The sequence below is a fragment of the Rathayibacter sp. AY1E6 genome (assembly GCF_002931115.1).
Lineage (GTDB): Bacteria > Actinomycetota > Actinomycetes > Actinomycetales > Microbacteriaceae > Rathayibacter.
In genome coordinates, this window is record NZ_PSVK01000033.1 from 1 (window position 1) to 20,448 (window position 20,448).

The following is a 20,448-nucleotide window of genomic DNA, read 5'->3' on the forward strand; positions in this document are numbered from 1 at the left end:
CCGCGCCACCGCGAACCGCTCGACGACCCCCGCCTCCGACCGCTTCCGCGACTTCATCGCGTCCGGCTGGGCCGAGCGGGAGGAGCCGCTGCCTGCTCCGCGCGAGCAGGCGTCCTTCGCCGCCTCCCGCCGCGAGCGCCTCTCCGCGCTGCACACCGGCGTGCGCATCGTCATCCCGGCGGGCCGCCTCAAGCAGCGCGCGAACGACACCGACTACCCGTTCCGTGCGCACTCGGCCTTCACCTGGCTCACCGGCTGGGGCTCCGACTCCGAGCCCGGCGCGGTGCTCGTCCTCGAGCCCGCCGGGTCCGGCCACAGCGCGACGCTCTACTTCCGCGAGCGCGCGGGCCGCGACTCCGACGAGTTCTACGCCAACCCCGAGATCGGCGAGTTCTGGATCGGGCCGCGCCCGTCGCTCGCGCAGGTCGCGAGCGATCTCGGCCTCGCCACCCGCGGGATCGCCGAGCTCGACGCGGTCCTCGACGCGCACGACGGCGTCCCCCTCGCCGTGCTGCGCGAGGCCGACCCGGCGGTGACCGGCCGTCTCGACGCGGTCGAGGCCGACGAGCGGGCGGACCGCGACGCGGCGCTCGAGCGCGACATCGCCGAGCTCCGCCTGGTCAAGGACGCCTACGAGATCGCCGAGCTGCGCGCCGCCGTCGACGCGACGGGCCGCGGCTTCGAGGACGTCCTCTCCGACCTGCCGCGCATCATCGCCCACGAGAAGGGCGAGCGCCTGATCGAGGGCGTCTTCAACGGACGCGCGCGCGCCGACGGCAACGCGGTCGGCTACGACACCATCGCCGCGGCGGGCCCCCACGCCTGCATCCTGCACTGGACGCGCAACGACGGGCCGGTGCGCCCCGGCCAGCTGGTGCTGCTGGACGCCGGCGTCGAGCAGGACAGCTACTACACCGCCGACATCACGCGCACCTTCCCGGTGGACGGCCGCTACACGGACGCCCAGCGCCGGGTGCACGAGACGGTGCGGGAGGCGGCCGACGCCGCGTTCGCGATCGTCCGACCCGGCATCCGCTTCCGCGAGGTTCACGCCGCGGCGATGGCCGTCATCGCGCGGCGCACCGCCGAGTGGGGCCTGCTGCCGGTCAGCGCCGAGGAGGCGCTCGAGGCCGACAACCAGCAGCACCGCCGCTACATGGTCCACGGCACCAGCCACCACCTCGGGCTCGACGTGCACGACTGCGCCCGGGCACGGCGCGAGATGTACCTCGACGGACTGGTCGAGGAGGGCATGGTCTTCACGATCGAGCCCGGCCTCTACTTCCAGCCCGACGACCTCACGGTCCCGGAGGAGCTGCGCGGCATCGGCGTCCGGATCGAGGACGACGTGCTCGTCACCTCCGACGGCGCCGAGAACCTCTCGGCCGGCATCCCGCGCTCGGCCGACGACATCGAGGCGTGGATGGCCCGACTGGCCCGCTGAGCCCGGTCGCCCGCGGGGAGCCCCGGCCGCTCAGGCGGCGAGGGGCAGCGCGAACTCCCCGCGGGCCGCGGCGAGCGCCAGCCCGTCGAGCAGCGTCGCCAGCTGACCGGCGGGAGCGTCCGGGTCCTCGGGATGCCACTGCACGCCGACGAGGGGGGCCGCGACGTGCTCGACGGCCTCGATCACGCCGTCCTCCGCCCGGGCGACGACCCGCAGCCCCGGAGCGAGCAGGTCGACCGCCTGGTGGTGCGCGCTCTGCACCGCGAGCGCCTCGGACCCGAAGAGCCCGCCGAGCACGGAGCCCGCCGCGAGCCCGACCTCGTGCCGGTGCATGCGCTGGTGAGCGGGAGCCGCCGCGTTGACGTGCTCCGCCTCCGGACCAAGGTCCTGCACCAGCGTGCCGCCGAGCGCGACGTTGACGATCTGCAGGCCGCGGCAGATGCCCAGCAGCGGGGTCCGGCGGGCCAGTGCCCGGTGCACCAGCGCGATCTGGGCGGCATCCGCGCGCTCCGCGTGGGGGCCCTCGGCCGGGTAGCCGCGGTCGGCGCCGTACTGCTCGGGAGCGATGTCCTCGCCGCCCGCGAGGACGAGGGCGTCCGCCCCCGCCGTGCGCGCCAGCAGCTCCTCCGTGCCCAGCTCCTCGGCGGCGAAGCGCTCCGCCCGCCAGCCGCGCTCGTGCGCGAGGGCGAGGATGCGGCCGTTCAGGATCTGCACGTAGGCGTGGTACTCCTCGCGGCCCGGTCGCACGCGGGCGACCTCGACGATGGCGAGTGAGCGGGTCATGACTCCATCCTGGGCACGCCGCCGCCGCCGGTCGAACCGCTGTGTCACGCGGTGTCACACTCCGGCCGTACGATCACGGAGTGACCTCGCCGAGCCCGTCCCTCCTGGAGCGCGTGCAGCAGGCGCGCTCCGAGGTCTCCGTCCTCGCCGGGACCACTCCCGAGCGCCGGGTCCGACCGCTGCGCGAGGCCGTCGAGCACGTCGCCGCCGGCGGCTCCCCCGATCCCGACGCCCTGCTCGACGCGGTCGACTCGCTGGTCGGGCTCGTGACCCGCGCCGAGGTGCAGCTGAGCGGCGTCGAGCGCTCCGTGCGGGACGACCTGGAGCGGGCCGCCACCCTCTCCGACCTGCGCACCTCGGCGCAGCTCGCCTCCGCCGCCGACGTGGCCGTCGCGTGCGCCGCGGCACGGTCGCTCCTCCTCGACGCCGACGACGCCCGGTCGGCCGGCGCCCGCCACGATCCGGCCGCGCTGCTGGTCCTGCTGCTCGACGCCGACTCCGCTCTGGACGCCGTCGTCTCCGGGTACCGCGAGCCGCGGGCCCAGGCCGAGCGCCAGCTCCTCCTGTTCGAGGCGGCGCGCACCGCGGCCCGGCTCGGTGCCGAGTCGGTGCTGCTCCTGGCCGCCGTGCACGGCGAGCGCATCACCGCGGCACCCCGGATCCTCGCGGAGGAGACGCTCGGGCAGCTGAACACCGCGGTGCGCCGTGCGGCAGGCGATCCGGCCGGCGCTCTGGACGAGGCCCGCGCTGCCGCCGACCGCGCCCGCTCCGCGCTCGACGAGGCCCTGGTCGACCTCGACGGCGCACCCCCGTCGCTCCGCCCAGCAGCCGTTCCCGGAGGCCTGCCCGCGGCCTGAGCACGCAGCCACCCGGCACCGGCGCGCGTGCCATAGTGAGGGACATGGCCTCCTTCCTCGTCGTCCCCCAGTGGCAGGGCTCGGCGTCGACGCGCGCGATGCGCCTCGTCGACGGAGCCGAGGCGATCCGGGGCGATCTGCCCTCCTCCGCCACCACGACCCTCGACATCCCCGCCGAGGCGGGCGACGCCCAGGACACCGGCATCCGCCGCTACGCCTCGGTCGCCACCGTCGCCGAGCGGGTGCGCGAGGCCCTCTCGGGCCGCACCGGTCCCGTGATCACGATCGGCGGCGACTGCGGCGTCGAGTTCGCGGCGATCGGGCACGCCGTACGCTCGGCACCGGGTCCGGTCGCGCTGGTCTGGCTCGACGCCCACCCGGACGCGCACACTCCCGAGTCCTCCCCCAGCGGCGCCTTCTGCGGCATGGTCCTCTCGGCCGCGCTGGGCCGAGGCGTCGGCCTCCTGAGCGCGGGCGCCGAGGAGCGGGTGGCCGACGAGCGCGTCGTCCTCGCCGGTGTCCGCTCCGCCGACGACGGCGAGCTCGAGCCGCTGGTCGAGCGGGGGGCCGCGGTGCTGACCGCGGACGCCCTCGACCCGGAGTCGCTCGTCGCGGCGGTCGAGGCGACCGGTGCCGCCTCCGTCTACGTGCACCTCGATCTGGACGTGCTCGACCCCGCCGATCTCGCCGGGCTGTTCGACCCGGTGCCCTTCGGCGTTCCCGCCTCGCGCCTCGTCGCGAGCCTCGACGCCCTCCGGTCCCGCTTCCCGCTCGCGGGCGCCGGCGTCACCTCGTTCGCCCCGTCGTCGCCGACCGCGGCCGAGGACGACCTGCCCACGATCCTCCGCCTCCTCGGCGCTCTGTCCCGCGGGGCCTGAGAGAGCCCTGCCATCGGCGCGCAAGCCCGAGCGCGTGTCGGCGGCACCCGGCAAGATGGTCGGACGCGACCGAGCGGAGGAACGATGAGCGACGAGAGACCGCGCGTGCGCACCGAGCGGCGCGGGACCGTGCTCGCGATCGTGCTGGACCGGCCCGAGAAGCGCAACGCCGCCGATCTGCGGCTGCTCGCGGAGCTGGCGTCCGCGTACGGCGAGCTCGACCGCGACCCGGAGCTGCGCGCCGGCGTCGTCCTCGCCGAGGGCGGGCACTTCACGGCCGGGCTCGACCTCGCCGACATCGGGCCCCGCCTGGGCTCCGACGGCCTCGACTTCGTGCCCGAGGGCGGTCTCGACCCCTGGGGCCTGCGCACCCGCCCCGTGAGCAAGCCGGTGGTCATCGGCCTCCAGGGCACCTGCCTCACGCTCGGCATCGAGCTCGCGCTCGCGAGCGACGTCGTCCTCGCCGATCGGTCCACCCGCTTCGGCCAGATCGAGGTCGCCCGCGGCATCCTGCCCTTCGGCGGAGCGACGCTGCGCTTCCCCCGCGCCGTCGGCTGGGGCGACGCGATGCGCTGGATCCTCACCGGCGACCTCTTCGACGCCGAGGAGGCCCACCGCATCGGCCTCGTGCAGCAGGTCGTCCCCGACGGGACGGTCGCCGAGGCGGCCTGGGCGCTGGCCGCCCGGATCGCCGCGCAGGCGCCGCTCGCCGTGCAGGCCGCCCTGGCCAGTGCCCGGCTCGCGGTCGCCGCGTCCGACGCCGAGGCCGCGGCCGCGCTCCCCGAGGCGCTCGCGCGTCTCGCGGCGTCCGAGGATGCGCGCATCGGCACCGAGGCCTTCCTCCAGCGCACGACGGCGGAGTTCACCGGACGATGAGCGACGAGAGCACCACCGTCACGGCGCCCGGCGGCTCCTCCCTCGAGGCGCAGCAGGAGCGCGCCGCGCAGCAGCTCGAGATCCGGCTCCGCTACGGCGACCAGGTGTGGGAGCTGCGCGAGGTCGACCACTTCGCCGTCTTCTCCCGCCGCAGCACCGCACGACGGGCCGGGCGCGTCCTCGTGGCCTCCGGCTTCCAGATCGCGATCTCGCGGCTGAGGCTGAGGCAGGTCCTCGTCGCGAGCCACCACGCCGCGGTCGACGAGGAGTCGACCACCGCGTTCCTCCGCCAGGTGATCGAGGCGGCCGAGAGCCACGGCGGCCGCTACGACGGCTGGCGGGCCGAGATCGTGCCGGCGCATTGAGCGCCGGGCACCCACCGACGACGGGGCTCGACGCCTCCGAGAACCCCAGGGAGACAGCATGAGCAGCACGACGGACGAGTTCGACGTCATCGTCATCGGAGCAGGGCCGGTGGGCGAGAACCTCGCGGACCGCGCGGTCCAGGGCGGCCTCACCGCGGCCGTCGTCGAGAGCGAGCTCGTCGGGGGCGAGTGCTCCTACTGGGCGTGCATGCCCTCGAAGGCGCTGCTGCGGCCGCCGATGGCGCTCCGCGCCGCCCGTGATCTCCCCGGCGCGGCGCAGGCGGTGAGCGGAGGAGTCGACGTGCCCGCGCTCCTGGCCCGCCGCGACTCCTTCACCAGCCACTTCGACGACCACGGCCAGGTGCAGTGGCTCGAGGGCGCCGGCATCGAGCTCGTCCGCGGGCACGGCCGCCTCAGCGGCGAGCGCGAGGTCACCGTGACCGGACCCGACGGCGAGGTGCGCGTGCTCCGCGCCCGCTCCGCCGTCGCCGTCGCGACCGGCACCACCGCCGTCGTCCCCGACATCCCGGGCCTGCGCGCGGCATCCCCCTGGACGAGCCGCGAGGCCACCTCGGCCGAGGAGGTGCCGCGGCGCCTCGTCGTCATCGGCGGCGGAGTCGTCGCGACCGAGATGGCGACCGCCTACGCCGGCATGGGCTCCTCCGTCACGCTCGTCGCCCGCAGCGGACTCCTCGCACCGTTCGAGCCCTTCGCCGGCGAGCTCGTCGGCTCGGCGCTCCAGGAGCTCGGCGTCGACCTGCGCCTCGGCGACTCGCCCGTCTCGGTCGAGCGCCGGTCCGACGGCACCGTGGCGGTGACGCTCGAGGGCGGCGACGTCATCGAGGCCGACCAGGTGCTCGCCGCGACCGGCCGCGCCCCGCACACCCGCGACGTCGGCCTCGAGACGGTGGGCCTCGAGCCCGGCTCCTCGCTGACGGTCGACGACACGATGCTCGTGCTGGGCGGCGACGGTGCTCCCCTCGGCGGCGGGCATCCGTGGCTCTACGGGGTCGGCGACGTCAACCACCGCGCACTGCTCACGCACCAGGGCAAGTACCAGGCCCGTGCGGCCGGCGACGTGATCGTCGCGCGCGCCACCGGTGCCGAGGTCCACGACGCCCCCTGGGGAGCGCACGTCGCGACCGCGGACCACGAGGCCGTACCGCAGGTCGTCTTCACCGACCCCGAGGTCGCGTCGGTCGGCCTCACCGCCGCGGCCGCCGAGAAGGCCGGATACCGCACCCGCGTCGTCGACTACGAGATCGGCTCGGTCGCCGGCGCCGCCCTCGCCGCCGACGGCTACACGGGCACCGCGAGGATGGTCGTGGACGAGGACCGGAAGGTCGTCCTCGGCGTCACCTTCGTCGGCAAGGAGGTCGGAGAGCTGATCCACTCCGCGACGATCGCCGTCGTCGGCGAGGTGCCGCTCTCGCGCCTCTGGCACGCGGTCCCCTCCTATCCGACGATCAGCGAGGTCTGGCTGCGGCTGCTCGAGACCTACGGACGCGACAGCGCGTGAGCGCGCTCCGTCGAGCCGTCGCGACGGTGGCCCTGGATCCGGCGATCACCCGGCCGGGCTACCTCTTCGCGTGCGCGGTCGGACTCGCCTGGGGCGCGCTGTGGAGCACGGGCCCGATCCGGCGCAGCCACGGCCTCGTCGTCTTCACCGGTCTGCCCTCCTGGGCGTTCGGCCGCGGAGGGTCCTGCGTCGGCACGAGCTACCTCACGGGCACCAACGTCTCCGACAGCGTCCTCGAGCACGAGGCCGTGCACAAGGAGCAGTGGCGGCTCTACGGGATGTGGTTCCCGTTCGCGTACACGGTGGCGGGTCGCGATCCGCTGCGCAATCGATTCGAGATCGAAGCCGGTCTCGAGAAGGGCGGATATCTCCGTGGTCACTGACATGACGGGGCGCGTCGTCGTCCTCACCGGAGCGAGCTCCGGCATCGGCCGGGTCGCGGCGGGAGCGCTGGCGTCCGCCGGTGCCCGCGTGGCCGTGGTCGGGCGGAACCCCGAGCGCACCCGCGCGGTCGCCGCCGACGTGGGAGGGGACGCGTTCCTGGCCGACTTCGACCGGCTCGACGACGTCCGCGCCCTGGCCGACGGCCTCCTCGAGCGCTACGAGCGGATCGACGTGCTGGCGAACAACGCGGGCGGGCTCGTCTCCCACCGCGCCGAGACGGTCGACGGCCACGAGCGGACGATCCAGAGCAACCATCTCGCGCCGTTCCTGCTCACGCGGCTCCTGCTCCCGCGGATGATCGAGACCTCGAGGGAGCGGGCCGGCGTCCGCGTCGTCTCCACGGCGAGCCTCGCGAACCGCTTCGGTCGCCTGAGGCTCGACGACCTCGACAACCGCCGCGGTCCGTGGCTCGGCGGCTGGCGGGCCTACGGCACGTCGAAGCTGGTGACGATCCTCTTCATCCGCGAGCTGGCGGAGCGCCTGCTGACGACGTCGGTCGACGCGTACTCGTTCCACCCGGGCGTCGTCTCGACGAGCTTCGGTGCCGACAGCACGATGATGAAGCTGATGACGAGCCTCTCGGTCGGCTCCTTCGGCATCTCCGCCGAGGCGGGTGCGGTACCGCTGATCACCCTCGCCTCCGAGCCCGATGTCGGTGCCGCCAGCGGCACCTACTTCGACCAGCTGACACCGCACGGCTCCCTGAACCCCCAGGCCCGCGACCGCGCTCTCGCCCACGACCTCTGGACCCTCTCCAGCCGCCTCGTGGGCGTCTCGCCCACCCTGTAGCCCGCTGCCGCTCCCCGCCGCCGCCGACTCGACGCCGGGGCGGCGCGGAGCACCCGGCGCGCTCGTCGGGTGGATCTCGACACGCCCTCTCCGAGGGCTGCCCGATCAGCAGGTCTGCGCGCGGTCGCCCGACTCGGTCTGTGCCCGCGAGCTGCTCGATCAGCCGCGAAATCGGTCGGGCGTGGATCTCGAAACTCCCTCTCCGAGGGCTACCCGATGAGCATGTCCGGGCGCGGTCGCCCGACTCGCCAGGCACCCGAGAACCGCTCGATCACGCGCGAAATCCGTCGGCAATGACTCTCGAGGCGCCCTCTGCGAGGTCCACTCGATCAGCATCGTCCTCCGCGGTCGCGCCCCTGGCGCGCCGTCCCCCGCGGCCGCGCCCCCGGCGCGCCGTCCCCCGCGGCCGCGCCCCCGGCGCGCTGTCCCCCGCGGTCGCGCCCCCGGCGCGCCGCACCCCTACGAGCAGCGCCCGGAGCGTCGCAGGGCGACGTTCTGCAAGGCGGAGGAGGAAGCGATACCGGCGGTATCGCGCCCGACGACAACGCCGCAGAACGTCGCCCTGCGGCGCTCCGGGTCAGTTGGACTCTTGGCGGCCGAGGCGCCAGTACCCCATGAACGCCACGCGCTTCCGGTCGAGTCCGAGCTCGGTGACGAGGCAGCGGCGGATCAGCTTCACGGCGCCGGCTTCTCCGGCGATCCAGGCGTAGAGGCCGGGGTCGGTGCTCTCGTCGGGGACCTCCCAGAGCATCTCGTGGTCGACGTCGATGTCGCTGACGTCCACGCCGCGGTGGTGGGCGGTGAGGAAGCGGGTGGCCCAGGCGCGGACCGCGTCGCCGAGGGCCGCTCCGGGGGCTGCCGCGTGGGCGCGGACGATCCAGGTGACGTGGACGCCGGCGGGGTGGCGGAGCGGGAGGCGGTCGTGGGCGGTGGGGACCTCGAGGAACGCGGCTCCGGTGGCGTCGTCGTCGAGGCTCTCGAGGATCGCGGCGATGGCGGGGACGGCCGTCTCGTCGCCGGCGAGGAGGAGGGAGGTGGCGGCGCCGGGGTGGAACTCGACTCCGCCGCCGGGGAGGTCGGAGCGCGTGTCGGGCGCGATGATGACGATCTGGTCGCCGGCGCGGGCGCTCTCGACCCAGGCGGAGGCCGGTCCGGTGTCGCCGTGGGCGGCGAAGTCGATGTCGACCTCGGCGTCCTCGGGGCGGACGGCGCGGATGGTGTAGGTGCGGAGCGGGTTCCGGAGCTCGTCGGGGAGCTGTCGCCAGCGGCCGTACCAGTCGGGGTCGAGTCCGTCGGGTCCGTCGGGGTCCGAGACGGAGGCGAGGAAGGCGGGGGCGTCGGAGGCGGCGGTGGGGACGACGAGCTTGATGCGCTGGTCGGGGCCGGTGCAGCCGACGTGGTCGAGGCCGGTGCCGGTGAGGGTCACGCGGATGAAGTGCGGGGCGATCCGGGTCGCTGCGGCGACGGTCGCGAGGTACGGCCGGTAGGCCGGTCGGGCGGGGGCGGCGGTCGTCGGAGGCATCGCCTCAGTCTCGCACAGAAGGTAAGCCTTGCCTAACACTCAGCCGGGACGCCCGGCGGACGGTCAGCGCGCGGCGTGCTCGGCGGAGGTGCGCAGGCGCGCCTCGACGTCGGCGGCGAGCTCGGCGACGACGGGGCCGGCCCCGCCGATCCAGGCGCAGAAGTCGTGGCGGCCGTCGGCCCACGGGTAGTCGCCGTCGACGACCGACATCTCGCCGACCCAGGCCCGGACCGCGCGGTCGAGTGCGACTCCGCGGGAGCATCGCTCACCGGTGCCGGGGGCGCCCGAGCGCTCGGAGCGGCCGAGCCAGGTGACGCAGACCCGTCCGGGGGCGGCGAGCGGCGGCAGTCCGCGCGCGTCGTCGACCTCGACGAAGACCTGGCCGCGGGCGTTCGCGGGAAGGGCGTCGAGGATGCTCTGGATCCACGGCACGACGGTCTCGTCGCCCGCGATCAGGAACTGCTTCACGTCGACCGGCGCGGAGCCGTCGCGGTCCTCGAACATGCACATCGTGTTCGAGTATAGGCAAGGCTTACCTCAGTGACCAGAGCCGGACCTGACCATCCGCCGTGCGGCCGCGCCCGGACCCGTCACGACTGCGGCCTCCCCCCTCACCACTGCGGCGGGTGCCGCCTCTGCCAGCGCGCCCGCCGCTCGAGCTGTGCGCCGATCGCCAGCAGCGTCGCCTCGCCGCCGGGTCGCCCGATCAGCTGGACTCCCATCGGCAGGCCCTCCTCCGTGGTGCTCAGCGGAAGGGTGATCGCGGGGAGGCCGCTCACGTTCACGAAGGACGTGTACGGCGTGTAGAGGCACTGCTGCTCGAAATTGCGCTCGGGATCCTCGAAGTCGTACCAGCCGACGGGGCGCGGCGTCATCGCCAGCGACGGCGTCAGGACCGCGTCGACGCCGGAGAACGCCGCGATCACCGCGCGCTCGTAGCCCGAGAGCCAGGACGCCGCCTCGACGATCTCGCGGGCGGAGCGCCGGCGTCCCTCCTCCACCAGCCAGCGGGTCAGCGGCTCCAGCAGATCGAGGTCCGCGCCCTCGACGGGCAGGGTCGCCGCGCCGCTCTGCCACAGCGTCCGGAACGCGGCGGGGTACGGGGCGCTCGGGGGCAGCGACGCCTCCTCGAGCCCGTGGCCGAGCGCGGCCAGCGCGGCGATCCCCTCGTCCAGCGCGGCGCGCGCCTCCGGAGCGAGAGCGATCTCGTACTCCTCGTCCCAGGGCGAGTCCGTCAGCACGCCGATCTGGAAGCGCCCTTCTCCGCGCACCGCGGCGCCGAGGAACGAGCCGTCGCCGTCGCCGGGCGCGCCGAGCGACCAGCGCTGCGGGAGGCGGCCGTTCGTCCGCTCCAGCATGCCCTCGAGCAGGAGGCCCGCGTCGGCGACCGAGCGGGTGATCGGCCCGGCGACCGTCAGGCCGCCGACCCCGCCGATGCCGGAGAGCGCGGCGACGCGTCCGCGGGAGGGCTTCAGTCCCACCAGGCCGCAGGCCGCGGCGGGGATGCGGATGGACCCGCCGCCGTCCGAGGCGGGGGCGAACGGCAGCAGTCCCGCGGCGACGGCGACCGCCGCTCCTCCGCTGGATCCGCCGGCCCCGAGGCGGGTGTCCCAGGGCGTGACGGCGGGCGGGCCGATCAGCGTCTCGGTGTAGGAGGGCATCCCGAACTCGGGCGCCGCGGTCTTGCCGAGGCTGACCGCTCCCGCCGCGTCGAGCACCTCGACGATCTCGTCGGAGACGGTGGGCACGTGGTGCTCGCGCAGCCGCGATCCGGATGCGGTCCGCACGCCCGCGCGCCGCCAGAGGTCCTTGTCGCCGCTCGGCAGGCCCCAGAGCGGAGCGGTGCCGGGCCCGGTGCCGAGCGATGACGCCCGCTCCCGCGCCCGATCGGCGGTCACCGTGGCGAAGGCGCCCAGCTCCCCGTTCCACCGCTCGATCCGGGCGAGGTAGTGATCGGCGAGCTCGAGAGGCGTGACCTCTCCGCGCTGCAGCCAGTCCCACTGCTCCTGGGCGCTGAGGTGGTGGAGTTCGAACATGGAACGACCCTATTCCGCCGCTCCGGGGAGCCGGCGGAACAGGGTCGTGGAGGTCAGGCCGCGCGGCGGCCGCTCTCGCTCGCCTCGTCGATGCCCTTCCGGGCGCCGTCGGGCACCACGGTGTCGCGGTCGATGCGGGCGCCGGTCGCGATCACGGCCGAGCGTCCGATGCGGGAGTAGCTCCCGATCCGCGCCCCCGGTCCGATGATCGCCTCGGGCCCGACGTGCACGTTCGCGCCGATGAAGGCGCTGTGCCCGATCATGGCGTCGCGGTCGACCCAGCTGCCCGCGCCGATCCAGGCGCGCTCGCCCACGGTCGCGCCGGGCTCCACGTAGGCGCCGGTCTCCACGTACGCGGTCGCCGAGACGCGCGATCCGGGAGCGACCATGCCGCGTCCGTTCGCGTGGCGGCGGTAGACGATCTCGTCGTCACTGCCGCGCGCCCCTCGACCCTTGTTCATCCCTGTTCCTGCCATCTGCCTCTGGCTCCTCCGAGCTGTCCGGTGGGCGGGGCGCCGAGCCCCGTCCCGTCATCGGTAGACAACAGCGGCGAGCGCCCGCGCATTCCCCGTTCGGGGGGCGCTGGCGCGGGGTGGAGGCGGGTCGGCGGGCGGAGCGGAGAGCGGGCGTCGGAGCGGACCCGCGCGGGCGTCCCCGGAGCGTCACTCCACCGCGTCGGCGACCGCGGTCACGACCGCGCGGAACCGGTCCGGCGCCTCGCGGATCCGCCGCCGGAGGAGGACCCCGGCGAGCGCCGACGAGGCGGGTGCGGCGACCAGCTCGCACTCGACCCGGGCCCCCTCCTCGTCCGCCAGGACCCGCCACTGCTCGACGCCGAGCACGGGGAGTCGGCGCTCGAGCCCGCTCCCCCGCCGCTCGTAGGCGCCGTCGGCGGCGAGGACGTCCGCGAGGGCGGCGAGCACCGGGGCGGGGTCGGCGTGGAGGACGGAGGCGAGGGCGAGGAGGCTGCGCACGGCGGCAGTCTCGCACGCCCCCGCGTCAGGAGCGGGCGTCGAGGACGCGCCGGAGCCAGTCGAACGACGCCTTGGGCACGCGGTCCCGGCTGCGCGTGTCGACGGCCACGAGCCCGTGCGGGCGGCTGTAGCCGTGCTGCCACTCGAACGCGTCGACCAGGGTCCAGAGCTGCACGGCCTCCACCGGCAGTCCGTCGTGGACGGCCTCGGCGAGAGCGGCCAGGTGCGCCCCGAGCCAGCGGATCCGCTCCGTGTCGACGATCGCACCCTCGCGATCGGGCTCGTCGGGGTAGCTCGCGCCGAGCGCGGTCACCACCAGCGGCGGCAGGGCGTCGCCGTAGCGCTCCACGAGGGACCGCAGCACCGAGACCACCGCCCAGGGTGCGACCGGCGAGCCGTCGCCCGTGCGGTCCAGCTCCGGCCAGGGCGCCGTGTGGAACGGGAGCGCGGGAGGAGCGCCCACCCCGGTCGGCAGCGCCGGGTCGCGGCCCGAGACGATCCGCAGCGGCGGCAGCGGCGCGACCGCGTAGAAGTCGAGCGGAGCCGAGATGCGCGCGAGGTCGACCGGATCCGCCTGCGCGAGGGCGCCGAGGAACGGCGGCAGCTCCTCCGGTCCGACCGGGTAGGACCCGGTCAGCACGGCGTCGGCCACCAGGCGGTTCCGCAGGACGTCCGCCAGGGAGGCGAAGGCGCGGTCCCGGTCGTCGTCGGAGGCGGGCTCGACGGGCGCGAGCGCGTCGACGAGGCCGATCCTCCCGGTCACCTCCGCCGCCCGCAGCGCCTCCAGGGCCACGCCGTGCCCGAGGAGCTGGTGGTGCAGCGCCGGCAGGGCGCTGAACAGCCGGCCGGCGCCCGGCGCCTGCCGCGCGAGCGCGTAGCCCTCGAGCATCACCGTCGACGGCTGGTCGAGGGTGATCCAGTCGGCGACCCGGTCGCCGAACCGCCCGCCGAGCTCGAAGGCGAGATCGCCGAAGCGGAACGCGGTGTCGCGGTTCATCCAGCCGCCGCTGAGCGCCGACGGGGTGTCGCGGTGGTGCAGGGTCAGCGCGACCCGGATCCCCGTCTCGGCGAGCCCGTCGAGCAGGCGGTCGTAGAAGCCGAGCCCTCCGCGGTCGATCGGCCCGCGGCCGTCGGGCTGCAGCCGGGGCCACGAGACCGAGAGCCGGAGCTCGTCGACGCCGAGATCGACCAGCAGCGCGAGGTCCTCGCGCCAGCGCAGGAGGAAGTCCGTCGCGATCTCGGGAGTGGCCTCCTCGGCGATCGTCCCCCGTCGCAGCGCGAAGTCGTCCCACACCGACCGGCCCCGGCCGCCCGTCTCGAGGGAGCCCTCCGTCTGGAAGGCGCTCTGCGCCAGTCCGATGCGCAGGCCCGGCGGCAGGAGCCCGCCCAGCTCGCGCGGATCGTCGAAGCGCGCGGCCTCGACGCGCACCTCCCGCCGATCGCGCCCGCGGGCCTCGTCTTCGCGCATTCCACTGTCCTCCGGATCTGATCGACGGGTATATTCTCGCGGAAGCGCTCTCCCGGATCTCCCCGACTCCCCCGACCGGCCGAGACGCCTCCTCCGGATGGTGTACATCCGGGAACAGTGGTGCGGCGCGCTTGACAGCTCCCCCCTGCCCCCGTGCAATGGACGCATCGTGAAATCGGGCGTCGACGTGGCAGTACCGGGGGGTTCACCGGTCGTGCCGGTGCCCCGACTCCGCCGATCCCCGCGGCGCACGGCCGCCCTGCTGCTGGTGCTCCTCGCGGCCGTCGCCTCCGTCTCCGGCCTGGCCGCGCCGGCCGCGCAGGCCGCCGCTCTCGCGATCACCGCTCCCTCCTCCGGCGCGGTCCTCAGCACGGGAGCGACGACGGTCACCGGCACGGCGACGGCCGGGGACCAGGTGCAGATCGGGCTCCGCGGCGGCGGCGACCCCCTCTGCATCACCACCGCGGGCCCCGACGGCGGCTGGAGCTGCGCCGTCTCCCTCGACGACGGGCCGGCGACCCTGGTCGCGGTGGAGCTCCTCGCCGGCGGCGGGACCACCTCGGCCGCCGTCCCGATCGCCGTCCTCAGCGCCCCCGTCATCGAGTCGGTCGACGGCTCGGCGACCTCCGCGGGCTCGGTCCGCGGCACGGCCTACCCCGGCGCGAGCGTCGCCGCGGTCTCCAACGGCGGCGCCGCGTGCCTGGCCACCGCCGACTCCGGCGGCGCATGGTTCTGCCAGCTCGCCCCCACTCCGGCGCCGGGCAGCTACCGCGTCACCGCGACGCAGACCGCCTCCTTCGCCGGCAGCGCCGCCTCGCCGGCCAGCGCGCCGGTGACCCTCGTGGTCGACACCGCTGCTCCTGCCGCCCCCGCCCTCACCTCGCCGTCGGACGGCGCCGCCCTGCCGCTCAGCGGCGCGTCCTACTCCGGGACGGGCGTGGACGGCACTCGCGCCTACGTGTACGTGGACCGGGTCAACACCTGCGACGCGGCGGTCAGCGGAGGCGCCTGGAGCTGCACCGGCGGCACGATCACGGCGGGCGCGCATCGGGTCTCCGCCATCGCCGGCGACAGCGCCGGCAACTACAGCCCGCCGAGCCCCTGGATCGACGTGACCTTCGCGGCGGCGACGACCGCTCCCACCGGCACGCCCAGCGCGACGACGCCGGCCGCCCCCGGTGCCGCGCCCACCGCGCCCGGGGCCGCCGCGTCTCCCGCTCCGAGCAGTGCGGCGCCGACCACGTCCCCGTCGCCCGTCCGCCCCGGGGAGACCGCGCCCGCGCCCGAGGACGAGCCGACCGCCGAGCCCACCGCAGCGCCGGTCCCGGCTCCCGACCAGGACGGCGGTGACGTGCCGCCGCAGCCCGCCCCCGACGCCGGATCGGAGCCGGGCGGCTGGAGCGCGGCGACCGGGATGACCACCGCGCTGTCCGCCGGATCGCCCGTCGTCTCGATGGCCGACTGGATGCGCTCCCTCGCCCTCGCTCTGCTCTCGCTCGCCCTGGTCGTCGTGCCGGCCCGCCTCGCCGCGGCCGGGCGCGCGCCCCGCGCCGAGCGCAGCTGGCACCTCACGGGCCGCAACCGCGCCGCCGTCGAGTACGACGACAAGCCGGACACCGGTCCCGCCTCGCCGCGCCTGATGGTCGTCGGGATGATCGGCTGCGCAGCCGGCCTCGTCCTGCTCTCGGGACGCGTCGACGGCCAGCCCGCCTACCTGCGCCTGCTGATCGCCGTCATCGTGGCCGTCGCCGTGGTCAACGCGGTCGCCGCCGCCGTCCCCGCGCTGGTCGGCCGACGGATCGGCGTCAGCGGGATCGGCGTCGTCGCCGCTCCGCGCGCGCTGCTCCTGGTCGCGGCGGCCGCTCTCGTCTCGCGCTTCGCGGGACTGGACCCGGCGCTCCTCTTCGGCGTGGTGATCGGCCTCGTCCTCCCCGAGGGCGCGTCCGCCGTCGACCGCGCGAAGCTCTCCACCGTCCGCGTCGTCTCGCTGCTGGGTCTCGCCGGACTCGCCTGGGGCGCCTCCGCCGTGGTCCCGCCCGACGGCTCGTTCGGCTCCGTGCTCGCCGCGGAGGTGCTCAGCGCGACCACGCTGATCTCGGTCGGCTCGAGCGTGGTGCTGCTGTTCCCGGTCGGGCGCCCCGCCGGCCGCAGCATCCTGCGCTGGTCCCCGCTGCTCTGGCTCGGGCTCACGCTCCTCGCGACGACCGTGCTGTTCGTGCTGCTCACCCCGACCATCGCGTCCTGGTCGACCGACGGCGGAGCGGGTCCGGTGCTCTTCGCCGTCGTCGCCTTCAGCGCGGTGTGCACGTCGATCTGGGCCTGGCGGCGCTTCGTCGAGTCGGAGTAGCCGGCCTCGGCCGCCCGCTCAGCCGATCGAGACGGGCCGGTCGAGGTCGTCGCCCGGCAGCACGTCGGCCACGGCGCCGACGGTCAGCTCGCGCAGCGTCGCGATGCCGCCGTAGACGCCGAGGAACGCGGTGTCGGCCGCGTCGCGTCCCGTCGCGATCCGCACGAGGCTCGACCGAGGAGCGAGCGTCGTCGCGTCGACCGCCCGCCACTCCCCCTCGATCCAGGCCTCCGCGACCGCGTGGAAGTCCATCGGCTGCAGTCCCGGCGCGTACACGGCCGCCAGTCGAGCGGGCACGTCCAGCGCCCGGAGGAGGGCGACGACGAGGTGCGCGAAGTCGCGGCAGACGCCGCGGCGGGCGAGCAGCGTCCGCTCGGCCCCATCCGTCGGAAGGCTCGAGCCGGGGACGTACGCCAGCCGCGTGCCGACCCAGGAGCTCACCGCGTGCAGGAGGTCCGCCCCGGACAGGCCGGCGAACTCGGCCCGGGCCGTCGCCCACAGCACGTCCGACTCGGCGTAGCGGCTCGGCCGCAGGTACCGCAGCCGGTCCACCTCGTCGCCCTCGAGCGGAGCGAGGCGTCCCAGGACGCGCGCGGAGTAGTCCACGACGAGGTGCCCGACCGGCGCGTCGAGCACGTGCAGCCGGGTGCCGTGCTGGTCGATCACCTCGCGAGCGGCGAGCGGGCGGCCGTCGACGGTGAGCGTCAGCGACTCCTCCGCCCCGTACGCGTCGGCCACCGCGATCGAGAGGACGAGGGCGGCCGGAGCCGCGACGTCGAGGGTCAGGTGGGCCGAGACGTCGCGCTGCATGGGGCTCTTCTCCGGGGCGTGGCGGGCGGGGGTCAGGCGCCCTGCTCGCCCTTCGGCGGCGGGGTGGGGGCGGCGTCCGGCTCCTGCACGAGCTGCAGCCCGCCGGACGAGTTCGCCGAGACGGTCAGCAGGTCGATCCAGGTGCGGTTGATCGAGGGGACCCGTCCGCCGAAGTACTTGAAGTAGAGGGGCACGGAGGGGTCGAGCCAGATGCTCGAGCGGCCGTCGCCGACCGCGGGGTCGTCCCGCCAGGAGAAGAAGAAGCTCTCGCGGCGGCGCAGCTTGTTGGCGATGACGATCTGGACGTGCGTGAGCGTGCGGTCGTCGAACTCGATCTCGACTCCCGAGGCTCCGTAGAGCAGCTTCCCCATGGGGGCCTCCCGGCCGCCCGTCGCCGGGCGGTGCATGACGGTGCCCGCGGGCACGAGAAGCGGGACCGTTCCGGCGCCCGCCGTGGACCGGGCGGCTCGCATCCGGACGCGGGCGCCCGGGCGCGGAACCGCCCGGTGACGACTCTAGGCGAGGCGGCGCGGGCGCGCGGGATCCTCGTCCGATTCCCGAACACCGGGCTCCTCCGGCCGGAAGGACGACCGGTCCGGAGGCGCACCCGGCGCCCTGTCGGATCCGGGCGAGACGCGCCGGGGCGCTGCCGCGCGCATGTCGGAGGTCGGACGTACGGTACCCGCATGATCGAATGCGCACTCTGCGGAACCGACGCCGTCGTCCTCGACCGCTCCGGCGGCCGCGACACTGAGGAGGAGCTCGTCGTGCTCTGCGCCGACTGCACCCCGGGCGAGATCACCCAGGCCCTCGAGGCCGGGCTGCTCGAGCCCGCTCGACGCAGCGCGCACGCCCGCGCCGCCTAGAGAGCGGCACGTCGGACGGAGTGCCCCCACTGGGACTCGAACCCAGACTGAGACGATTTTAAGTCGTCTGCCTCTGCCGATTGGGCTATGGGGGCGACCACCGGGAGGAGCGACCCTCCCGGCGGCGGTGTCAGGACTTGGCGGGCTCGCCGCCGACCGGGACCGGAGCACCGGCCTGGCCGGGGATCTGCGCCGGGGCCTGCGCGGCCGGAGCCTCGGCGGCCGGGGCCGCCGGACGCGGACGCGACGCGTAGGTCTCGAAGGACCCGCGGGGGTACTCGCGGGCCTCGATCGAGGCGATGTCGCGGCCGAGCCAGAGGTTGTTCCACCAGCCCCAGACCACGCGGAACTTGCGCTCCCACGAGGGCATGGCGAGACCGTGGTAGCCGCGGTGCATCACCCAGGCGGGGAAGCCCTTCACGGCGATCTTGCCGGACTGGAACACGCCGATGCCGATGCCCAGGCCCGCGACCGCGCCGAGGTTCTTGTGCACGTAGTCGACCGGCTCCTCGCCGCGGAGCACCGCGGTGATGTTCTTGGCCATGAGCTTGCCCTGGCGGACGGCGTGCTGGGCGTTCGGCACGCAGAAGCCGCCGACGCCGCCGCCGGTGAGGTCGGGGACGGCCGTGGCGTCGCCGGCGCCCCAGGCGCCCTCGACGAGCACGTCGTCGTGGCCGACGCGGAGGTCGGCGCGCACGCGCAGGCGGCCGCGCTCCTCGATGGGCAGGTCGGAGTTCTTGATCGACGGGTTCGCCATGACGCCCGCGGTCCAGATGATGAGGTCCGACTCGAAGCTCTCGCCCGTCGACAGCTGGATGACGCCGTTCTCGGCCGACTTGAGCTGCGTGTCGAGGTGCACGGTGGCGCCGCGCTGGTCGAGGTTCTTCAGCACCCAGTGGCTCGTCTCGAGGGCGACCTCGGGCATGATCCGGCCCATCGCCTCGATGAGGTGGAACTGCGTCTCCTCGAAGTCGATCTCGGGGTAGCGCTTGAGCAGCGCGCTCGCGAAGGAGCGCAGCTCGGCGAAGACCTCGATGCCCGCGAACCCGCCGCCGACGACCGTGACGGTCAGCAGGCGCGAGCGCTCGGGGCCGGCGGGGAGCGACGCGGCCTTGTCGAAGTTCGTGAGCATGCGGTCGCGGATCGCGGTCGCCTCCTCGATCGTCTTCAGGCCGATCGCGTTGTCGGCGACGCCCGGGATCGGGAAGGTGCGCGAGACGGAGCCGGCGGTGACGACGATCTGGTCGTACTCGAACTCGTAGGGCTCGCCCACGGTCGGGGTGATCGTCGCGGTGCGGTTCGCGTGGTCGATCTTCGTCACCTTGGCGGCGAGGATCGCGGTCTTCTTGAGGTGGCGGCGGAGCGAGACGATCGCGTGGCGCGGCTCGATCGACCCCGCGGCGACCTCGGGGAGGAAGGGCAGGTACGCCATGTAGGGCAGCGGGTCGACGATCGTGACCTCTGCCTCGTGCGGGCGGAGCTGCTTCTCGAGCTTCCACGCGGTGTAGAAGCCGGCGTAGCCGCCTCCGACGATCAGGATTCTGGGCACGGTTGACTCTCCAAGAGGGATGGACAATGCGAACACCCTCACGCAATGCGAAGTGCCCGCTCTCGATGCGGTGGGCAGCACTGACCCCGACTGGGAATCAGCTTAGCGAAGAGCGCGCCGGTGGTGGCGCCTCCGTGGCTCCGGTAGGAGCGGCTACGCGTCGAGCGGCCTGCAGGCGCAGCGCTCGGGAGACCAGTCGGCGCGGGCCAGGGCCAGATCGCCGATCGGATTGACGCCGGGGCCCGCCGCGAGGGCGTGCGCGGCGAGGGCGTGGAGGCACTTCACCCGCGAGGGCATGCCCCCGGAGGAGATGCCCGCGATCTCGGGGACGGAGCCGACGCTCTCGCGGTCGGCCAGGAACGCCCGGTGCGCAGCGGCGTACGCCTCGCGCAGCTCCTCGTCCTCGGCGAGCATCGCGTTGTACTCGACCATGACCTGGGTGGCCTCGAGCTGCGAGATCGCGGCCGTCGCGGCGGGGTGGGTCAGGTAGTAGAAGGTGGGGAACGGCGTGCCGTCGGACAGGCGGGGGCTCGTGGAGACCACCGTCGGGTCGCCGCAGACGCAGCGTGCGCTGATCCCGACGACGTCCCGGGCGGGACGGCCCAGCTGGGCGGAGACGACCGCGATGTCGCGCTCGGACGGCGGATCGAAGGGGGGCGTGGTCACGGGGGCTCCAGAGGACGGACGGCCGGGAGGACGCTCCAGTGTACGCGGGGTCGGGCGGGAGCTACGGAGTCGGGCAGGAGCTACGGAGTCGGTGTCAGCTCGTCGGCGGTCGGCTCGCCGAGGCCCGAGACCGCGATCGAGGACAGCAGGGATCCGGCCCAGTCGCTCGGGGTCTCCTGCACCGTGTCGCTCGCGGGCTGCTGCGCCTGCTGGGCGAGCGTCACGTCGTCGAGCACGAGGTAGCTCACCTCGCCG

The 20,448-nt window shown here is 74.9% G+C and carries 21 protein-coding genes and 1 tRNA gene; 10 read left to right on the forward strand and 12 right to left on the reverse strand.

Going from position 1 to position 20,448, the window contains the following annotated elements; genetic code table 11:
* On the forward strand, positions 1 to 1,444 hold a 1,444-nt coding region (locus C5C46_RS15990; RefSeq protein WP_104227418.1), incomplete at its 5' end, for an aminopeptidase P family protein.
* Between the two features lie 30 nt (positions 1,445 to 1,474).
* Here the strand turns inward: C5C46_RS15990 and C5C46_RS15995 are convergent.
* On the reverse strand, positions 1,475 to 2,227 hold the full coding sequence (locus C5C46_RS15995; protein WP_104225036.1) for a gamma-glutamyl-gamma-aminobutyrate hydrolase family protein: 753 nt from the start codon (positions 2,225 to 2,227) through the stop codon (positions 1,475 to 1,477).
* An 80-nt stretch (positions 2,228 to 2,307) separates the two neighbouring features.
* On the opposite strand from C5C46_RS15995, the gene C5C46_RS16000 reads away from it, so the two are divergent.
* The 7 genes from C5C46_RS16000 to C5C46_RS16030 all read left to right on the forward strand — a co-directional run bounded on the left by C5C46_RS16000 (position 2,308) and on the right by C5C46_RS16030 (position 7,955).
* Complete coding sequence (locus tag C5C46_RS16000; protein WP_104227419.1) at positions 2,308 to 3,084, forward strand: hypothetical protein; 777 nt, start codon at positions 2,308 to 2,310, stop codon at positions 3,082 to 3,084.
* Between the two features lie 44 nt (positions 3,085 to 3,128).
* Complete coding sequence (locus C5C46_RS16005; protein ID WP_104225034.1) at positions 3,129 to 3,962, forward strand: arginase family protein; 834 nt, start codon at positions 3,129 to 3,131, stop codon at positions 3,960 to 3,962.
* Positions 3,963 to 4,046: 84 nt separating this feature from the next.
* Complete coding sequence (locus tag C5C46_RS16010; protein ID WP_104227420.1) at positions 4,047 to 4,838, forward strand: crotonase/enoyl-CoA hydratase family protein; 792 nt, start codon at positions 4,047 to 4,049, stop codon at positions 4,836 to 4,838.
* A complete protein-coding gene (locus tag C5C46_RS16015; protein ID WP_104227421.1) occupies positions 4,835 to 5,203 on the forward strand; it encodes a ribonuclease E inhibitor RraB in 369 nt (122 codons plus the stop codon). Before C5C46_RS16010 ends, C5C46_RS16015 begins: the two co-directional genes overlap by 4 nt.
* 58 nt (positions 5,204 to 5,261) lie before the next feature.
* Entirely contained in the window at positions 5,262 to 6,722 is a 1,461-nt protein-coding gene (locus tag C5C46_RS16020) for an NAD(P)/FAD-dependent oxidoreductase (RefSeq protein WP_104227422.1), read from the forward strand.
* Positions 6,719 to 7,105 (forward strand): Fe-S oxidoreductase, encoded by a 387-nt coding sequence (locus tag C5C46_RS16025; RefSeq protein WP_104227423.1) that lies wholly within the window; start codon positions 6,719 to 6,721, stop codon positions 7,103 to 7,105. Before C5C46_RS16020 ends, C5C46_RS16025 begins: the two co-directional genes overlap by 4 nt.
* Positions 7,095 to 7,955: an SDR family NAD(P)-dependent oxidoreductase gene (locus C5C46_RS16030; RefSeq protein WP_244230659.1), complete on the forward strand. Its 861-nt coding sequence runs from the start codon at positions 7,095 to 7,097 to the stop codon at positions 7,953 to 7,955. Before C5C46_RS16025 ends, C5C46_RS16030 begins: the two co-directional genes overlap by 11 nt.
* Positions 7,956 to 8,532: 577 nt before the next feature.
* On the opposite strand, the gene C5C46_RS16035 is transcribed toward C5C46_RS16030, so the two are convergent.
* From C5C46_RS16035 to C5C46_RS16060, 6 genes are all read right to left on the reverse strand, one after another.
* On the reverse strand, positions 8,533 to 9,477 hold the full coding sequence (locus C5C46_RS16035) for a siderophore-interacting protein (RefSeq protein ID WP_104227424.1): 945 nt from the start codon (positions 9,475 to 9,477) through the stop codon (positions 8,533 to 8,535).
* 63 nt (positions 9,478 to 9,540) lie between these two features.
* Positions 9,541 to 9,981, reverse strand: a complete 441-nt coding sequence (locus C5C46_RS16040) for an SIP domain-containing protein (protein WP_160034004.1) — start codon at positions 9,979 to 9,981, stop codon at positions 9,541 to 9,543.
* 107 nt (positions 9,982 to 10,088) lie between these two features.
* Entirely contained in the window at positions 10,089 to 11,513 is a 1,425-nt protein-coding gene (locus C5C46_RS16045; protein ID WP_104227426.1) for an amidase, read from the reverse strand.
* A 53-nt stretch (positions 11,514 to 11,566) separates the two neighbouring features.
* On the reverse strand, positions 11,567 to 11,974 hold the full coding sequence (locus tag C5C46_RS16050; protein ID WP_104334124.1) for a transferase: 408 nt from the start codon (positions 11,972 to 11,974) through the stop codon (positions 11,567 to 11,569).
* 201 nt (positions 11,975 to 12,175) lie between these two features.
* Complete coding sequence (locus C5C46_RS16055) at positions 12,176 to 12,487, reverse strand: hypothetical protein (RefSeq protein WP_104227427.1); 312 nt, start codon at positions 12,485 to 12,487, stop codon at positions 12,176 to 12,178.
* Between the two features lie 25 nt (positions 12,488 to 12,512).
* The gene (locus C5C46_RS16060) at positions 12,513 to 13,955 is read right to left on the reverse strand and encodes a glycoside hydrolase family 1 protein (RefSeq protein ID WP_181133785.1); all 1,443 of its coding nucleotides are present in this window, start codon (positions 13,953 to 13,955) and stop codon (positions 12,513 to 12,515) included.
* A 220-nt stretch (positions 13,956 to 14,175) separates the two neighbouring features.
* Here C5C46_RS16060 and C5C46_RS16695 point away from each other — a divergent pair, with 220 nt between their 5' ends.
* Positions 14,176 to 16,302, forward strand: coding sequence for a hypothetical protein (locus C5C46_RS16695; protein WP_181136545.1), 2,127 nt, complete (start codon positions 14,176 to 14,178; stop codon positions 16,300 to 16,302).
* Positions 16,303 to 16,320: 18 nt separating this feature from the next.
* Here the strand turns inward: C5C46_RS16695 and C5C46_RS16065 are convergent, their stop codons facing one another.
* Complete coding sequence (locus tag C5C46_RS16065) at positions 16,321 to 17,112, reverse strand: transglutaminase family protein (protein WP_104227429.1); 792 nt, start codon at positions 17,110 to 17,112, stop codon at positions 16,321 to 16,323.
* Positions 17,113 to 17,144: 32 nt separating this feature from the next.
* Positions 17,145 to 17,483, reverse strand: coding sequence for an ATP-dependent DNA ligase (locus C5C46_RS16070; protein WP_068211888.1), 339 nt, complete (start codon positions 17,481 to 17,483; stop codon positions 17,145 to 17,147).
* Between the two features lie 315 nt (positions 17,484 to 17,798).
* On the opposite strand from C5C46_RS16070, the gene C5C46_RS16075 reads away from it, so the two are divergent.
* Positions 17,799 to 17,978, forward strand: coding sequence for a hypothetical protein (locus C5C46_RS16075; protein ID WP_104225020.1), 180 nt, complete (start codon positions 17,799 to 17,801; stop codon positions 17,976 to 17,978).
* 21 nt (positions 17,979 to 17,999) lie between these two features.
* On the opposite strand, the gene C5C46_RS16080 is transcribed toward C5C46_RS16075, so the two are convergent.
* The 3 genes from C5C46_RS16080 to C5C46_RS16090 all read right to left on the reverse strand — a co-directional run bounded on the left by C5C46_RS16080 (position 18,000) and on the right by C5C46_RS16090 (position 20,193).
* Positions 18,000 to 18,073 (reverse strand) — tRNA-Leu (locus C5C46_RS16080).
* 35 nt (positions 18,074 to 18,108) lie between these two features.
* Positions 18,109 to 19,527 (reverse strand): NAD(P)/FAD-dependent oxidoreductase, encoded by a 1,419-nt coding sequence (locus tag C5C46_RS16085; RefSeq protein ID WP_104225019.1) that lies wholly within the window; start codon positions 19,525 to 19,527, stop codon positions 18,109 to 18,111.
* Between the two features lie 153 nt (positions 19,528 to 19,680).
* The gene (locus C5C46_RS16090) at positions 19,681 to 20,193 is read right to left on the reverse strand and encodes a DUF501 domain-containing protein (RefSeq protein WP_104227430.1); all 513 of its coding nucleotides are present in this window, start codon (positions 20,191 to 20,193) and stop codon (positions 19,681 to 19,683) included.
* Positions 20,194 to 20,448: the final 255 nt, after the last annotated feature.

Excerpts from the sequence above, each read along its gene's own strand:
- C5C46_RS16060 (WP_181133785.1), bottom strand. The coding sequence starts at position 13,955 with ATGCGCGAAGACGAGGCCCGCGGGCGCGATCGGCGGGAGGTGCGCGTC.
- C5C46_RS16020 (WP_104227422.1), top strand. The coding sequence starts at position 5,262 with ATGAGCAGCACGACGGACGAGTTCGACGTCATCGTCATCGGAGCAGGG.
- C5C46_RS16050 (WP_104334124.1), bottom strand. The coding sequence starts at position 11,974 with ATGAACAAGGGTCGAGGGGCGCGCGGCAGTGACGACGAGATCGTCTAC.
- C5C46_RS16040 (WP_160034004.1), bottom strand. The coding sequence starts at position 9,981 with ATGTTCGAGGACCGCGACGGCTCCGCGCCGGTCGACGTGAAGCAGTTC.
- C5C46_RS16035 (WP_104227424.1), bottom strand. The coding sequence starts at position 9,477 with ATGCCTCCGACGACCGCCGCCCCCGCCCGACCGGCCTACCGGCCGTAC.
- C5C46_RS16075 (WP_104225020.1), top strand. The coding sequence starts at position 17,799 with ATGATCGAATGCGCACTCTGCGGAACCGACGCCGTCGTCCTCGACCGC.
- C5C46_RS16010 (WP_104227420.1), top strand. The coding sequence starts at position 4,047 with ATGAGCGACGAGAGACCGCGCGTGCGCACCGAGCGGCGCGGGACCGTG.
- C5C46_RS16015 (WP_104227421.1), top strand. The coding sequence starts at position 4,835 with ATGAGCGACGAGAGCACCACCGTCACGGCGCCCGGCGGCTCCTCCCTC.
- C5C46_RS16065 (WP_104227429.1), bottom strand. The coding sequence starts at position 17,112 with ATGCAGCGCGACGTCTCGGCCCACCTGACCCTCGACGTCGCGGCTCCG.
- C5C46_RS15995 (WP_104225036.1), bottom strand. The coding sequence starts at position 2,227 with ATGACCCGCTCACTCGCCATCGTCGAGGTCGCCCGCGTGCGACCGGGC.
- C5C46_RS16005 (WP_104225034.1), top strand. The coding sequence starts at position 3,129 with ATGGCCTCCTTCCTCGTCGTCCCCCAGTGGCAGGGCTCGGCGTCGACG.
- C5C46_RS16070 (WP_068211888.1), bottom strand. The coding sequence starts at position 17,483 with ATGGGGAAGCTGCTCTACGGAGCCTCGGGAGTCGAGATCGAGTTCGAC.
- C5C46_RS16045 (WP_104227426.1), bottom strand. The coding sequence starts at position 11,513 with ATGTTCGAACTCCACCACCTCAGCGCCCAGGAGCAGTGGGACTGGCTG.